Consider the following 15756-nt stretch of genomic DNA (forward strand, 5'->3'; position numbering starts at 1 on the left):
GGTAAGGCAACTATCGTCCGGCATTTGACATGTTGCAAACGAATTGGAATGATGCCTGCAATCAAATCCGCTTATGATGGATAGCATGCGTCCAACCCTCGACAGCGATCTCCTGCGCACCTTCGTCGCCATCGCCGAGGCCGGCAATTTCACCCGTGCGGCCGAGCAGGCCGGGCGCACCCAGTCGGCCGTGTCGATGCAGATGAAGAAGCTCGAGGAAATGATCGGCGACAGCCTGTTTGAGCGCGGCTCGCGCGGCGTCGCACTGACGCGGCGCGGCGGCGAACTCATCGTCAATGCCCGGCGCATCGTCTCGCTGCTCGACGAAACGGCGGCGTCGATGGCGGCGGCACCGCTCGGCGGACCGGTGCGCATCGGCATCCCGGAGGAGTATGGCCACGCCATCCTGTCGCGGGCGCTCGGCGCGTTTGCGAAACGTCACACCAAGGTCGAGGTCACCGTGCGCTACGCGCATTCGGAGGCGCAACTGGCGGCGCTCGCCGCCGGCGAACTCGATCTGTGCGTGGTGTTCGAATGGCAGGACCCGGCCGGCGGCGAAGTGCTGATGCACGATCCGACGGTCTGGGTGACGTCGACCCTGCATCACATGCACGAGGAACGGCCGGTACCGATCGCGCTCTACAACCGGGTCAGCTGGTGCAAGGACTTCGCCATCAAGTCGCTGGAGCAGCGCGGCCTTGGCTATCGCGTCGCCTATACCAGTGATACCACCGGCGGCCTGAAGCTTGCCGTCACTTCGGGGCTGGCGATCGCGCCGATCTCGCGCAGCAACATCCCGGACGGCTGCCGCGAACTGACGTCGGCCGACGGGTTCGGCGACATCGATTCCTCAAATGTGGTGATGCACCGCAACCCCAACGCTTCGGGTGAGGCGATCGACGGCATGCAGGAGGCGATACGCGAGGCGTTCGTCAACAGGCAAGATCAGTCTTTCACATCCTCATAGAAGGTCAGGTGGTTGCCGAACGGATCGGCGACCGTGACCTCCTTCGTCTTCCAGGGCGTCTCCTCCAACCCGGGCCTGGCAAAGCGGTACTTTCTTTCGGTCAATTCGTGGTGGAGCCCCGCGATGTCGGCCGTCTGGATCCGGATGTGGGAGCCCGGCGTGCCGTCGCCATGATGTTCGCTCAGATGCAAGACACAGCCGTCGCGTGAAACGCCTGTGTATAGCGGCGCGTTGTCATCATAGCGGTGTTCGAACCGCACTTCGAACCCGAGAAACCCGACGTAGAATTCATGTGCCTTGGCAACATCGAAGATGCGCAGGATGGGCGTGACGATACCGAGCTTCGGCATGGTGTTGCAACCGTTCGAGGGGGGCGGGCGAGGTGTGCGGGCGGTCCCTATTTCAGCTCGAGCAGGCGTTCGAGATAGCTTCGCTCGATATCGGGGCTGAGCGCGTTGCCGAGCCGTTTGCGGATCGCTTCCAGGATCTGGCGGGCGCGCTGGACGTCTATCTCGTCGGGGACTTTCACGGAATCGCCGAAATCGGGACCCTGGGTGGCGCGCGGCCGGCCGAGCGGGTCGCGGTCGGCATTCTGCTGACGCCCGCCTTCCTGGCTGCCGCCCTGGTCGCCCTGCATGGCCTGCATCTGCTTCATCATGTCCTTGGCGCCCTTGCGCAGCGCCTCGAGTGCCCGGCCCTGGTGGCCGACGGCCTCATCGCCCTGGCCCTCGCCAAGCGCCTGCTCGGCACTGCCCATCGACTTGCCGGCCTCGCCAAATCCTTCATTGGGTTCCATGCCCATACCTTCGAGGCTCTTCTTCAGCTGCTCGAGATCACTCTTCAGCTGGCCCTGGCCTTCCTGCAACTGCTTCAGCGCATCGGCGAATTCCTGCGGCGTCATCGGCTTTTGCCTGGCGAGCGGATCGCGGTCCTCGCCGGCGCCCGGCTTGCCCTGGTCCTCGCCGCCGCCCTGGCCGAGCTGCTCATCGCGGTTCTGTCCGCGCTGGCGCTCGCCACGCTGCATCTGGTCCATGCGGAAGGTGTCGTTCATCATCTCCTGCTGGCGGCGCAGGATCTGGCCGAGCTTGTCCATCTGCTGGCGCATCTGGCTGTCCTGCTCCCCGCCCTGTTGCTGACGGCCGGCCTGCAGATTGTTCATCATGTCCTGCAACTGCGACAGCAATTGCTGCGCCTTGTCGCGGTCGCCCGACTTCGCCAGGTTCTCGATCTGGTCCATCATCCGGTCGATGTCGCTCTGGCGCAGTTCCTGACCGTTCTGCTGCATTTGCGGCGCGTTCGGGTTCTGCTTGGCGCGTTCGGCGAATTCCTGCAGGAACTGGTTCATCGCCTCGCGCAGTTCCTTCATCGCCTTCTCGATTTCGGCATCGCTGGCGCCGTTCTTGATGGCGTCCTGCAGCGCTTGCTGCGCCTGGCGCAGCCGCTTCTCGGCGGCCGAGAGGTTGCCCTCCTCGATGCCGAGCGCGATTTCCCAGAGATAGGCGACCTCGCCGCGCAGCTGATCGTCGTTGCCGGCCAGGTCCAGCCGGCTGCGCGCGCTCATGATGGCGAGGTAGTGCGACATGTTGTCGAAGGTGTCTTCCGGCCGCAGCGTGATGGCGTCGATCAGGTCGAGCACGTGCGGCTTGGCATTGGCGTCGAGGGCAAGCAGGCGGCGCTGTTCGATCACCGCCCGCGCCAACGGGTTGGCGAAGGGCCGCTCCGGCATCACCAGCGTCTTGGTCTCGCTCGACGCGGTGTGGCCGGCGTCGTCGGTGGCGACCAGCGTCAGCTTGATGCTGCTGCCGGCCCAGACATGCTCGGTCAGGTCCTTGGTGGTCTTGGCGGCATTGGACTTGCCACCGCGGCGCGGCAGCGCCAAGGGCATTTCGGGCGGGCCGTAGAGCGGATGCGCGCCCGGCGCCTGCGGGTCGGCCAGCGCGAAGATCGCCTTGGCGGTGGCGGCGCCATAATCGTCGTCGATCTGGTAGTTGAGTTCGAAGGCGCCGTTGGCGGCGCGCTTGGGCTCGCCGACGAAGCGGATCTGCGGCGGTTTGTCCGCGATCACGGCGAAGGCCCAGCGGCCGAGCTGATCCTCGCCCGATTTCAGCGTCAGCGTGCCGTCGCCGGTCAGCTTGCCGGTGAACTGGCGCACCTTCGATGGCGCCGCCGGGCTTGCGGCCGACTTGTCGCTGGCCGCCCGTGGTCCGGCAGGGTCAATGGTGCGCGCGTTGCCATCCTTGTCGGCATAGGCGAGCGTTTCCTCGCCCGAGCCTCCAGTGACGCGCAAGGAGACATCACTGCCCTCAGGCACATGGAACGTCGGCGTTGCCTGGTTGGCGTCGGCGGTCAGGAAGATCGGCGGCTTGCCGGTGTAAGCAGGCGGCGTCACCCAGGCATCGACCCTTGGCGGCACGGCATCATGCGCGCCGTGGGTGTTGAAGCCGTCGGCTATCCTGCCGCCTGTCGGCCCGAAGGAGAAGGCAAAGGCGGTGACGAGCAGCAGGGCGGCCACGGCGCGCAGCGCCCAAGGATCGCGCTCCGGCACCCGGGTGCGCGGCAGGTCGGCGCCAAGGCTGTCGAGCCTGGCGGCCATGCGCTTCTGGTGTTCACGCCACAGCGCCTGGGAGAAGCTGCTTTCGCGGCCGCTTAGCCGCTCGGCCTGCACCAGTACGGGGCTGTGCAGCAATCCGTTGGCGGCCTCGATGCGGCGGTCGACTTCGGCGGCAGCGGGCAGGCGGAAGAAACGCAGCGGATAGAGCGCCGCCAGCCCTGCCAGGCCGAATGCGGCGACAAGGCCGATGCGCGCGATATCCGGCAACCGGGAGAAAACGCCGAACCAGGAGATGCTCAGGAACAGGCTGGCGACAAGGATCAGCGGCAGCAGCAACGGCCAGCCGCGCTCGACCGTCATCGAGACCCGCGTCGCCAGCCGGCTGAGCGCAAGGCGCCCGGCGAGACCGCGATCGCTAGAGGTGGGTCGTTGTGTCATCGGCCCTTCCTGGAATCAGGCGGGATAGCCTGATCCTCATGACTCGAAGAATACCAGCAAACACGGCAAAGGCGAGGCGCTTTCAAAAAACGTGAAGCCCGCCGAGATGGTTGCAATCAGAAATTGGCGGGGTTTGCATTGGCGCCACAGATCAGCGCGGCGACGCGTTCGCCTGGTGCCGGCGTGTGGCGGCCGGACAGGATCGCGGCGAAGGCCGCCGCCCCACCCGGCTCGGCGATGATGCGTACCCGGTTCCACAGTGCCTTCTGCGCGGCGATGATGTCGTCATCACTGACCAGGATGGAGCGTTCGACAAAGGCTTCGGCGATCGGGAACATCAGTTCGCCGACGCGCTTGGGCGCCAGCGAATCGGCGGCGATGCCTTCCGCCGGCGCGTCGACGGGATGGCCGGCCTCGAAGGCGCGATGAAGCGTCGGCGCGCCCTCGGGCTCGATGGCGATGATGCGGATGCGGCCGGCATACCAGGCGGCGATGCCGCCAATCAGGCCGCCACCACCGACGGCGACCAGCAGCGTGTCGATCTCGGGCAGGTCGTTCTCGATCTCGAGCCCAAGCGTGCCCTGGCCAACCAGCGTTTCCTCCTGGTTGAAGGCGTGGATCTGCAAGGCGCCGGTCTCCTGCGCGAAACGTTCACTGGCGGCCAGCGCCTCGGCGTAGCGGGCACCACCAACCACCAGGTCGGCGCCATAGGAACGAATGAGGTCCAGCTTGGCCTGCGGGCTCACTTCAGGAACGAAGATGGTCGCCTTGTGGCCGAGCCGCATGGCGGCATAGGCGACGGCGGCGCCATGGTTCCCGCCCGATGCGGCGACGACGCCAGCCTTGGGAACCGGCCTTTCCAGAAGGTTGGTGAAGGCGCCGCGCGCTTTGAACGAGCCGGAATGCTGCAGGCATTCGAGCTTGAGGTCGACCGCCAGCGGCGGCCGGTCGAAATCAGCCATGTCGACGCGCAGCACCGGCGTGTGCCTGATATAAGGCCGGATGCGTGGTTCCATCGCGGCAATGCGCTCGCGTGTAACGGTACTGCCCTGCGCCATGGCGATCTCCCTGGGGTTGACAGTAATTAGTAACTTGGCAAAATGACTAAATGCAAGAGGTTGATGTCTTCAAGGCGATCGCCAACGAACGCAGGCTGCAGATCCTCGACTGGCTGAAGGATCCGCGCGCGCACTTCCCGGCCCAGGCGGACGGCGACCTGATCGAGGACGGCGTTTGCGCGCTGCTGATCGCCGAGAAGCTCGGCATCACGCAGGCGACGCTCTCCGAGCATATGCGCGTGCTCACCCAGGCCGGCCTGCTGCGGCCCAAGCGCATCAAGCAATGGACGTTCTACCGCCGTGACGAAGACAGGATTGCCGAGACAAGGACGCTCCTGCAGAACCGGCTGTAGCGCTGCCGGCTGTGGCTTCTATGCCAGCCAGTCAGGCACCGAATCCAGCCCGATCAAATCGTCATAGCTCAGGCGTGGACGCACGATGTGGAAACGGTCGCCGTCGACCAGTACCTCCGGCACCAGCAGGCGGGTGTTGTAGGTGCCTGCCTGCACGGCGCCGTAGGCACCGGCGGTGGAAACGGCTATGAGATCGCCGGCCTTCAGCCTGGGCAAGTCGCGGTCGAGGCCGAGATAGTCACCGGTCTCGCACACCTGGCCGACCACGTCGACGATCATGCGGGGCGTGTCGGCCGGCGGCTGCACGACCGGCCTGATGTCATGGAAGGCGTCGTAAAGCGTCGGCCGGATCAGATCGTTCATGGCGGCGTCGACGACCAGGAAATTCTTGGCGTCGCCTTCCTTCACGAAGATCACTTCCGAAACGAGGATGCCGGCATTGCCGACAATCAGGCGGCCCGGCTCGAACATCACCTTCAGACCGAGCTTGGTGACATGCTTCCTGACAATCTGGGCATAGGCGTCGGGCAAGGGCGGTGGGTTGTTGTCGACGCGGTAAGGGATGCCGAGGCCACCGCCGAGATCGACATGCTCGATGGCGTGGCCATCGGCGCGCAGCGCGCCGACCAGTTCGACCAGCAGGGCGAAGGCGTCGTCGAAGGGCTGCAACTCGGTGATCTGGCTGCCGATATGGGTGTCGATGCCTGTGACCTTGATGCCCGGAAGCGCCGCCGCGCGGGCATAGACCTGCTGCGCGCGCTGCCAGGGGATGCCGAACTTGTTCTCGGCCTTGCCGGTGGAAATCTTCTTGTGGGTCTTGGCGTCGACATCGGGATTGATGCGCAGCGAGACCGGCGCCACCTTGCCGAGTGCCGTCGCTCGCGCCGACAACAGTTCAAGTTCAGGCTCGGACTCGACGTTGAAGCAAAGGATGCCGGCTTCGAGGGCGAGGTCCATTTCGCGCGCGGTCTTGCCGACGCCGGAAAACAGGATCTTGCTTGCCGGGATGCCGGCCGCCAGCGCACGGCGCAGCTCGCCTTCCGAGACCACGTCGGCGCCGGCGCCGAGCCTGGCAAGGGTGCGCAGCACGGCCTGATTGGAGTTGGCCTTCATGGCATAGCAGACCAGCGCATCGAGGCCGGCAAAAGCCTGGGCAAAGACGCGATAGTGCCTGGTCAGCGTAGCGGTCGAATAGCAGTAGAACGGCGTGCCGACCTGAGCGGCGATATCAGGGATTGCCACGTCCTCGGCATGCAGCACGCCGTCGCGGTAGTCGAAATGGTTCACGAGAGTGATTCCGGAAGTTGGAGCACGACAAGATCGGGCCTGAAAGCCAAACCCGGCCTGATCGGTTCTAGATCAGCGGGTCGAGGATGAACTTCTTGTCCTTGACCGGTTTTTCCGGCTCCGGCGGCAGCGGCTGCTTGGCCTTCTCGGCATCCTTGCGCGCCTGGACGGCTGCCTCATAGGGCGTGTCGAGACCGGCCTTGCGGCCGCAGGCGGTCACGGCGGCCATTGCCGCCAGCAGCGTCAGCGTCACCAAAATCCTGCTTGCGGTCATCGATCCATCCGTCCGAAACGTTTTGTCAGCCGCCGCTTTTAGCCGAGTTCTCGGCCCATTGCACCCCGGATATTGCCGGTTGCAATATCCGGGATACTGCCGTCGCAATATCGGGCTTCAGGCTTTGGCCAGGCGCTTTTTCCAATAGCGTATCTGCTTCCTCACTTCCGACGGCGCGGTGCCGCCGAAACTGGTGCGGCTCTTGACCGAATTCTGCACCGCCAGCACCGAGAAGATATCCGATGTGATGCCGGGATTGATCGAATGCAGATCCTCCAGCGAAAGCTTTTCCAAGCTTATCTTCTTCTCCTCGGCCAGCGCCACCGCACGGCCGGTGACGTGATGCGCCTCACGGAACGGCAGGCCCAGCGTGCGCACCAGCCAGTCGGCGAGGTCGGTCGCGGTCGCGTGGCCGGAGCCTGCGGCCTTCTTCATCGCGGCAGCGTTGACCGTCATGTCCGAGACCATGCCGGTCATCGCAGCCAGCATCAGGTCGAGCGTCTCGGCGGCGTCGAACACCGGTTCCTTGTCTTCCTGCATGTCCTTGCCATAGGTCAAAGGCATGCCCTTCATCACCGTCAGCAGGCCGACCAGATGGCCGTTGACGCGGCCGGTCTTGCCACGCACCAGTTCGGCGGCGTCGGGGTTCTTCTTCTGCGGCATGATCGAGGAGCCGGTGGAAAAACTATCCGACAGCCTGATGAAGCCGAATTGCGGCGTCGACCAGATGATGATCTCCTCGGCCAGCCGCGACAGATGCGTGGCACAGATCGCCGCCATGGCAAGGAAGTCCAGCGCGAAATCGCGATCCGAAACGCTGTCCAGCGAATTGCGCATCGGCTCGCGGAAACCGAGTGCCTTGGCGGTTCCGTGGCGGTCGATCGGGAAGCTGGTGCCGGCAAGGGCGGCGGCACCGAGCGGGCTCTCGTCCATGCGTTCGATGGCATCGCGCACGCGCGACAGGTCGCGCGCAAACATCTCGACATAGGCCATGCAGTGATGGCCGAAGGTCACCGGCTGCGCCGCCTGCATATGGGTGAAGCCCGGCATCACGGTCGCCGCGTGCTCCTCGGCCCGCTCCAGCAGCGCCGTGATAAGGGCCTTCAGTGCCTCCGCGACGCGGAAGCACTCGTCCTTGACCCAGAGCCTCAGATCCACCGCCACCTGATCGTTGCGTGAGCGCGCGGTGTGCAGGCGGCCGGCTGCCGGGCCGATCAGGTCGGCGAGACGGGCCTCGACATTCATGTGGATGTCTTCGAGCTTCGTCGAAAACTCGAAGCGGCCGGCGTCGATCTCTTTCAGGATCGTGTTCAGCCCGTGAGCGATTTTTTCTTGATCGGCCGCCGAAATAATGCCCGTTTGCGCCAGCATCTCGCTATGGGCGATCGAGCCGCGTATGTCCTGCGCATAGAGTTTGCGGTCGAACGAGATCGACGCGTTGATCGCTTCCATGATCGCGGCCGGACCCGAGGCAAATCGTCCGCCCCACATCTGGTTGCTGGTCTTCTTGTCGCTCATCGCTATAAAACCCGTGCTTCGGAGCAGTTTTGAGAAAATGGCAGACGGAAACAGATTTTTCCCGGCCCCGCGCCTGATCCTCGCCGCTTTGGTGGCGGGAGCGCTGGCCGGCGCGGTCGCGGTATATGTCAGCGAGAGCCGGTCTGGCAACAATGCACCGGCCCGGGTGGCGGTCGGCGGCAGCAAGGACGACGTCGCCTGCGTCGCCAAGAGCGATCGCGCCAAGAAGATCGCGGCAGCCGCCACCGGCCAGGTCGCGGCCCTGTTGCCCGCCGATCCGCCGCAGTCGATGAAAGGCCTTGCCTTCAATGGCCCGGACGGCAAGCCGATGACGATCGCCGACCATGCCGGCAAGACGGTGCTGCTCAACCTCTGGGCGACATGGTGCGCGCCTTGCCGTGCCGAAATGCCGGCACTCGATGCGCTGCAGAAGGAGAAGGGCAGCGACAGCTTTCAGGTGGTCGCCGTCAATGTCGATGCCGGCGACGATGTGAAGCCGAAGAAGTTCCTGAAGGATACAGGTGTCGAAGCGCTCGGCTACTACCGGGATTCGACGGTGGCACTGTTCAACGACCTCAAGGCACGCGGCCTGGCGCTCGGTCTTCCCGTGACCATGCTGATCGACGGCGAAGGCTGCCTGATCGCACATATGAACGGCCCGGCTGAATGGTCGGGGCCCGACGCCAGGCGGCTGATCGACACGGCGCTCGGATCGTGAGCGATCAAGCCGAGCGCAGGCTTGGCTTGAGCAATACGAGACTGCCATCCCGATGGTCGGTGCGCGCCGGAGTGCGCTTGCCGTGGCCGGTCAGGTCGTCGAACGCCTCGATGGGCGCCGGTTTGCCGAGATAGTAGCCCTGGCCGATCTCGCAGGCTTCGGCGTCCAGGAATTTCAGTTCGCCAAGCGTCTCGACGCCTTCGGCAAGAACCGGCAGGCCAAGGCCGCGCCCCAGCCCCAGCACGGCGCGTACGATCGCCGCGACCTGGCCGTTGGTGTCGACCGCCTTGATGAAGGAGGAGTCGATCTTGATCTTGTCGAAAGGGAAGGCGCGCAGGTTGGAGAGCGAGGAATAGCCGGTTCCGAAATCGTCCATGGCTACGCGCACGCCGAGCGACTTGACCTGCCGCAGGGTTGCCAGCGCACGCGGCATGTCCTTCACCAGGGCGGTTTCCGTGATCTCCAGTTCCAGCCTTGTCGGGGCAAGGCCCGTTCTTAGCAATGTCTCGTGGACCTTGCGGCTGAAATTGGGGTTGTGAAGCTGAATCGCGGAGACGTTGACGGCGACCGTCAGCGGATTCTTCCAGCGGGCGGCTTCCTCGCAAGCCGCGTCGAGCACCCAGTCGCCAATCTGCCCGATGGCGCCGCTGTCTTCGGCGACCGGGATGAATGTCGCGGGGGAAACGTCGCCGCGTTCGGGATGGCGCCAGCGGATCAGGGCTTCGAAGCCAACCATCCTGCCGCTGCTGATCTCCTTCTGCGGCTGGTAGACGAGGTAGAACTCGTTGCGCACGACGGCCTGGCGCAATTCGTGCTCCATAATACGCTTGTCGCGGGCCTCGGCGCCCATCGAGGCCTCGAAATAGCGATAAGTGTCCCTGCCTTCGGTCTTGGCGCGGTAGAGCGCGGTGTCGGCATGGCTGATCAGGGCGGTCTGGTCTTCGGCATCGAGCGGATAGATCGCGATGCCGATGCTTGCCGAGACCAGGCCGCCGCCGGCCGTGGCCCGGTTTTCCTCGCGCATGGAGGCCAGCAGCGACCCGGCGATGCGGCCCGCCGCCTGCGGGTCGGGCAGGTTGGGGGCGATGATGGCGAATTCGTCGCCGCCAAGGCGCGCAAGCATCTGGCCGTGACGCAGAACACCGGCCGCACAGGTCGCCACCTTCTGCAGCATCGCATCGCCGGCGCCATGCCCGTAAAGGTCGTTCACCTCCTTGAAGCGGTCGAGGTCGAATAGCAGAAGCGCAAGGTGCCGGCCGTTGACGCCCTTTTCGGTGTTGGCGATCCGGTTCATGGATGCGATTTCCATGTCGAGACGGCTGGAAAAGGAGCGGCGGTTGGCCAGTCCCGTCAGCGGATCGAAATGGGCGAGACGAAGGATCTCCTCCTCCGCCTTCTTGCGCTCGCGGATGTCGCGTACGGCGATGACGTTGTGCTGCTTGCCGCAATAGTCGATGCTTCGGGCGATCAGTTCGACGGGAATTCGCGTTCCGTCGCGGTTCGTCAGCTCCGCCTCCCATGGCCGGGCTGCCAGGCTGGCAGCGTCGGTCGCCGTGTGTTCGTCGAAAAGTTCGCGCAGTTCCATGCCGTTCAGCGTCGCGGCAAGCGTGCCGGTCAGCTTGCCCATGCTGTCATTGGCGCTGACGATGCGGTTGCCGTCGCAGACGATCAGGCCCTCAACCGCGGCATTGGCGAGGCCGTGCATGCGATCGACCTCGAGCTTCTGGCGACGGAAGCGCAAATCGATCCACAGCGCCGATGCCGACAATACCAGGATCACCAGCGTTGCGGCGGCGGCCGCGAAGGCCTGCGACGTCGGCTCGATCGTGTACTCGGATATGGCGATCGACGAGTCGGGATAGATCGAGACGGCGCCCATGCCGATGAAATGCAAGGTGCAGATCGCCAGCGTCAGCAGCACCGCGCCGACGGACGTCGCCGTCAAGGACGGGCGACGCAGCACGGCACGCAGCGCCAGCGCACCGAGCGTCACGCCGGCCAGCAGGGAAGCGGCGACCATCAGCAGGTTCCATTCGATGCGACCCTGCACCTCGAATGCCGCCATGCCGATGTAGTGCATGGCCGCTATACCACCGCCGAGAACGGCGCCGCCGACGAGATGATAGTCGAACTCGTCCCTCAAGGTGGCGATCCACATGCCGGCCGCCGTCAGCGCGACCGAGGCGGCGAGCGAGAGCACGGAGAGCCACGGATCGTAGGCGCTGGGTATGCCCGGCGTGAACGCCAGCATGGCGATGAAATGCGTTGCCCAGATGCCGAAGCCGGTCGACGTGGCCGCGATCATCAGCCAGGCAAGCCGGTTCCGGTCTGTCGAACGGCTGATGTGGTGAAGCAAGCTGACGGCGGAGAAGCAGGAAATTCCGCAGATCAGCGCGGCGAGGGCGACCAGTCTCAGATCGTGCTGGTTCACGATGCAGTTGTACACCGTCAACATCTTATATCCCCAAGCCTTTTGGAAATAAAAAAGGAAACATGACTGATTAAGGCTTGGCTGTTGAAGGATCGATAAAGCCGCCTGCAACCCTGGCGTGCTTCCCCAGCGCATTCATGCCCGCTGCCGCACCGGCATTTCACCGCCCCCTTAGCCGGATAATCATGGCGGCCAATGTGGTCTTTACGTCCTCGACAGCCGCCCTAGCTACCTAAAACGCCGGAGCGTTTTGATGCCGGCCAAGCCGCCAAGGGAGAGGAACGGGCAGCTGTGCAAAGGCCGGGGAGCCACAACAGAACTGTCACATACCTTCTCTAAGAGAGCGGGCAAGGACTTGCGCAAGACCCTTGTCACCAGCCACTCAAGAGGGAAAACCATGACCATGATCAAGCGGGGCTTTGCTGCCCTTGCCGCTGGCGCGCTCAGCACCGCGCTGGCAATGCCTGCCTCGGCAGAACCGGTAAAATTCGACTTCTGGTTCGGCCTTTCGGGCGACCTTGCCCGTGTCGTCGACACGCTGTGCAAGAACTTCAACGCCTCGCAGAAGGACTATGAAGTCGTCTGCACCAGCCAGGGCAACTACGACGCCACGCTGCAGAACACCATCGCGGCCTTCCGTGCCGGCAAGCAGCCGGCCGTCGTCCAGGTCTACGATGTCGGCACCGCCACCATGATGCTGTCGGGCGCCTACAAGCCCGCCGACAAGCTGATGGAAGAAAACGGCTACAAGATCGACTACGCCGACTATTTCCCAGGCATCGCGCGCTACTACGCCACGTCGAAGGGCGAGATGCTGTCCTTCCCGTTCAATTCCTCGACGCCGCTGATGTACTGGAACAAGGACGCCTTCGCCAAGATCGGGAAGACCGAAGCGCCCAAGACCTGGGAAGATGTCGGCGCCGACCTCAAGGCATTGAAGGACGCCGGCTACGAGTGCCCGATGGCGATCAACATCTCGGCCAACGAAAGCTGGCAGCTGATGGAGCAGTTCTCGGCGCTCCACAACCAGCCGATCGCCACCAAGAACAATGGTTATGACGGTCTCGACGCGCGTCTGGAAGTCAACAAGACCAAGTTCGTCCAGTACGTCACCGATCTGAAGAAGTGGTATGACGCCGGCCTGATCAAGATCAAGTCCAAGGATCTCGGCCAGGACATGGTCCAGGCCTTCGCCTCGGGTACCTGCCAGCTCATCCTGACCTCGGTCGGCGACCACGGCACGGTGGGCAGGACCCAGAAGGAAGGCATGAAGTGGGATGTCGCCGAATTGCCTGTCTATGCCGGCACCGAGCGCAAGAATTCGCTCGTCGGCGGCGCCTCGCTGTGGGTGCTCTCCGGCAAGTCGGACGCCGAGTACAAGGGGGCTGCCGCGTTCCTGAACTTCATCCACGACCCCAAGACCGCGCTGTTCTGGTCGACCAACACCGGCTACATCCCGGTGACCAAGTCGGGCTTCGACTACATGAAGGGCCAGGGCTTCTACGACAAGGCGCCCTACAAGGGCCGTGAAGTCGCCATCGCCAGCCTGACCGCGTCCGAGCCGACCGAAATCACCCGCGGCATCCGGTTGGGCAACTTCACCCAGATCCGCGCCGAGTTCGGCACGCAGATGCAGGCGATCTTCGCCAACAAGGTCAGCGTGCAGGAAGGCCTCGACACGCTGGTCAAAAATGGCGACGCCATCCTCGATCGGTTCCAGCAGACCTATCCGGGCAAGACCCTGCCCTGACCCCGATTGCGGAACGGCCGCCCGCCCAGATTCGACGGGCGGCCATTTCATATCTAGTCTTGCCCCAAGAAGCGGGCTGACGGTTCAACGGCATCGGCGGATCGATGGAAAAACGCGTCACTTTCGGCAAATGGACGATCGGCATCCTCTTCGCGGTGCCACAGCTTCTCCTGATCTTTACGTTCTTCTACTGGCCGGCCGGCCAGGCCGTGTACTGGTCGCTGACGCTGCAACAGCCCTGGGGCGGCGGCAACATCTGGGTCGGGCTCGACAATTTCCGCTCGATCCTGTCCAACGCCGACTACTGGAGCTCGATCACCGCCAGCCTTGTCTTTGCCGGCATCAGTACCGGTCTCGCAATGTTCATCGCACTTGTGCTCGCCGCCTTGACCGACCGGCAGCTCGCCGGCTCGCGTCTCTATCGCGTGGTGCTGATCTGGCCCTACGGCATCGCCGCGCCCGCGCTGGCGATGGCGTTCCGCTTCATCCTGGCGCCGGAGGCTGGCTTCATGGCCATGGTCAACCGGGTCTGGCCCGGCATCTGGGATCCCGGCCTCGACGGCGCCGACGCCATGGCCTCGATCATCGTCGCCTTCTCGTGGAAATATGTCGGCTACAACTTCATCTTCTTCCTGGCGGCGTTCCAGGCCATCCCACGCTCGCTGATCGAGGCCGCGGCGATGGACGGTTCCGGCGTCATCAGGCGTTTCTGGGACATACAGTTTCCGTTGATCACGCCGACCATCTTTTTCCTGCTGGTCATCAACATCACCGAGAGCTTTCAGGACTCCTTCGGCATCGTCGACATCATGACCGCCGGCGGTCCGGCGAACGCGACCAATCTGATGGTCTACAAGATCTATTCCGACGGCTTCAAGGGCCTCGATTATTCAGGTGCCGCCGCCCAGAGCATCATCCTCATGCTGCTCATCATCGTGCTCACCATCTTCCAGTTCCGCTTCATCGAGCGGCGCGTGCACTACAGGTGAGATGGATATGGTCGAGCGCACTCCATTCCTCAATTTCTTCACGCATCTGATCCTGTTCATCGGCTTCGTCTTTTGCATCGCGCCGTTCGTGGTCGTGGTGATCGCTGCGTCGCATAACCTCAAGGACGTCAACGATGTGCCGATGTCGCTGCTGCCGGGCAGCGACTTCTGGGTCAACATCAAGACCGCCTGGACGACCGCCGATCTCGGTCCCAAGCTGCTCAACAGCTTCATCATGGCGGCCGGCGTCGCCGCCGGCAAAGTGATCGTCTCGGCGCTCACCGCCTTCTCGATCGTCTACTTCCGCTATCCCGGCCGCATGCTGATCTTCTGGCTGATCTTCATCACGCTGATGCTGCCGCTCGAAGTGCGCATCGTGCCGACCTACGCCGTAGTCGCCAACGTGCTCGAGCCGTATCAGGCGATCCTGGACCTGACCGGGATTTCCTGGCTCATCGAGAAAATCTCGGGCGTGCAGGTGCAGCTCAGCCTTGGACTGCTCAATTCGTATAGCGGCCTGATACTGCCGCTGGTCGCCACCGCGACCGGCACGTTCCTCTATCGGCAGTTCTTCCTGACTGTGCCGGACGAACTGACCGAGGCCGCGCGCATGGACGGCGCGGGGGCGCTGCGGTTCTTCATCGACATCCTGCTGCCGCTGTCGCGCAACAATATGGCCGCGCTCGGCACCATCATGTTCCTGTGGGCCTGGAACCAGTATCTGTGGCCGCTGCTCATCACCACCGACCAGTCGCACGCGATGGCGGTGACCGAGCTCAAGCAACTGATCCCCAATGTCGGCGGCATTCCGGAATGGCACATTGCCATGGCCGGGACGCTTATCGTCATGCTGCCGCCGCTGTTCGTCGTGGTGCTGATGCAGCGCTGGTTCGTGCGCGGCCTGATCGCCACCGAGAAATAGGAGACAAAAATGGCCTCCATCACAATACGCGGCGTCAAGAAGAACTATGCCAAGACGCAAGTCGTGCACGGCGTCGATCTCGACTTCGCCTCGGGCGAGTTCGTCGTCATCCTGGGACCGTCCGGCTGCGGCAAGTCCACGCTGCTGCGCATGATCGCCGGGCTGGAGGAGATTTCCGCCGGTGAGATCGCGATTGACGGCAGGGTGGTCAACGAACTCGAGCCGCGCGAGCGCGGCTGCGCCATGGTGTTCCAGAATTACGCGCTCTATCCGCACATGAGCGTGGCGCAAAACATCGGCTATTCGCTCAAGGTCGCCGGCGTTTCGTCGGCCGAGCGCCAGCAGCGCATCCAGGCGGTCGCCCGCACGCTGGAGCTGGAACATCTGCTCGACCGCAGGCCGATGGCGCTTTCCGGCGGGCAAAGGCAGCGCGTCGCCATGGGCCGCGCGATGATCCGCGAGCCGAAGGTGTTCCTGTTCGACGAGCCGCTGTCCAATCT

14 protein-coding genes are annotated in these 15756 nt (G+C 64.0%); 7 read left to right on the top strand and 7 right to left on the bottom strand.

Annotation, left to right across the window (positions count from 1 at the left end):
• The first annotated feature begins 85 nt into the window (after positions 1-85).
• Positions 86-967: a LysR family transcriptional regulator gene (locus C1D09_RS29165; RefSeq protein ID WP_143977448.1), complete on the top strand. Its 882-nt coding sequence runs from the start codon at positions 86-88 to the stop codon at positions 965-967.
• Here the strand turns inward: C1D09_RS29165 and C1D09_RS29170 are convergent.
• From C1D09_RS29170 to C1D09_RS29180, 3 genes are all read right to left on the bottom strand, one after another.
• Positions 946-1317: a glyoxalase superfamily protein gene (locus C1D09_RS29170; RefSeq protein WP_143977449.1), complete on the bottom strand. Its 372-nt coding sequence runs from the start codon at positions 1315-1317 to the stop codon at positions 946-948. The genes C1D09_RS29165 and C1D09_RS29170 overlap by 22 nt on opposite strands.
• A gap of 47 nt (positions 1318-1364) precedes the next feature.
• The gene (locus C1D09_RS29175) at positions 1365-3956 is read right to left on the bottom strand and encodes a TIGR02302 family protein (protein WP_143977450.1); all 2592 of its coding nucleotides are present in this window, start codon (positions 3954-3956) and stop codon (positions 1365-1367) included.
• Positions 3957-4072: 116 nt separating this feature from the next.
• On the bottom strand, positions 4073-5014 hold the full coding sequence (locus C1D09_RS29180) for a threonine/serine dehydratase (RefSeq protein ID WP_143977451.1): 942 nt from the start codon (positions 5012-5014) through the stop codon (positions 4073-4075).
• A 50-nt stretch (positions 5015-5064) separates the two neighbouring features.
• On the opposite strand from C1D09_RS29180, the gene C1D09_RS29185 reads away from it, so the two are divergent.
• Complete coding sequence (locus tag C1D09_RS29185; RefSeq protein ID WP_095787878.1) at positions 5065-5367, top strand: ArsR/SmtB family transcription factor; 303 nt, start codon at positions 5065-5067, stop codon at positions 5365-5367.
• 18 nt (positions 5368-5385) lie between these two features.
• Here the strand turns inward: C1D09_RS29185 and lysA are convergent, their stop codons facing one another.
• The 3 genes from lysA to argH form a co-directional block, all read right to left on the bottom strand.
• Positions 5386-6654 carry a diaminopimelate decarboxylase gene (gene lysA / locus C1D09_RS29190; RefSeq protein WP_143977452.1) on the bottom strand — a complete coding sequence of 423 codons (1269 nt, stop codon included), beginning with the start codon at positions 6652-6654 and terminating at the stop codon, positions 5386-5388.
• Positions 6655-6721: 67 nt separating this feature from the next.
• Positions 6722-6928, bottom strand: coding sequence for a hypothetical protein (locus C1D09_RS29195; protein WP_143977453.1), 207 nt, complete (start codon positions 6926-6928; stop codon positions 6722-6724).
• Between the two features lie 117 nt (positions 6929-7045).
• On the bottom strand, positions 7046-8446 hold the full coding sequence (gene argH / locus C1D09_RS29200) for an argininosuccinate lyase (protein WP_143977454.1): 1401 nt from the start codon (positions 8444-8446) through the stop codon (positions 7046-7048).
• Positions 8447-8483: 37 nt separating this feature from the next.
• On the opposite strand from argH, the gene tlpA reads away from it, so the two are divergent.
• Positions 8484-9164 carry a thiol:disulfide interchange protein TlpA gene (gene tlpA, locus C1D09_RS29205; RefSeq protein ID WP_143977455.1) on the top strand — a complete coding sequence of 227 codons (681 nt, stop codon included), beginning with the start codon at positions 8484-8486 and terminating at the stop codon, positions 9162-9164.
• Positions 9165-9168: 4 nt separating this feature from the next.
• Here tlpA and C1D09_RS29210 read toward each other — a convergent pair whose 3' ends face one another.
• Complete coding sequence (locus tag C1D09_RS29210; protein ID WP_143977456.1) at positions 9169-11619, bottom strand: sensor domain-containing diguanylate cyclase; 2451 nt, start codon at positions 11617-11619, stop codon at positions 9169-9171.
• Positions 11620-11992: 373 nt separating this feature from the next.
• On the opposite strand from C1D09_RS29210, the gene C1D09_RS29215 reads away from it, so the two are divergent.
• The 4 genes from C1D09_RS29215 to C1D09_RS29230 all read left to right on the top strand — a co-directional run.
• On the top strand, positions 11993-13345 hold the full coding sequence (locus tag C1D09_RS29215; protein WP_143977457.1) for an extracellular solute-binding protein: 1353 nt from the start codon (positions 11993-11995) through the stop codon (positions 13343-13345).
• A gap of 104 nt (positions 13346-13449) precedes the next feature.
• Complete coding sequence (locus tag C1D09_RS29220) at positions 13450-14334, top strand: ABC transporter permease subunit (RefSeq protein WP_143977458.1); 885 nt, start codon at positions 13450-13452, stop codon at positions 14332-14334.
• 7 nt (positions 14335-14341) lie between these two features.
• A complete protein-coding gene (locus C1D09_RS29225) occupies positions 14342-15256 on the top strand; it encodes an ABC transporter permease subunit (RefSeq protein WP_143977459.1) in 915 nt (304 codons plus the stop codon).
• Between the two features lie 9 nt (positions 15257-15265).
• Positions 15266-15756: ATP-binding cassette domain-containing protein (locus C1D09_RS29230; RefSeq protein ID WP_143977460.1), on the top strand; the 491-nt coding region annotated here is incomplete at its 3' end.

Origin of the sequence: Mesorhizobium intechi (genome assembly GCF_002879535.1) — a bacterium.
Classification (GTDB): domain Bacteria; phylum Pseudomonadota; class Alphaproteobacteria; order Rhizobiales; family Rhizobiaceae; genus Mesorhizobium; species Mesorhizobium intechi.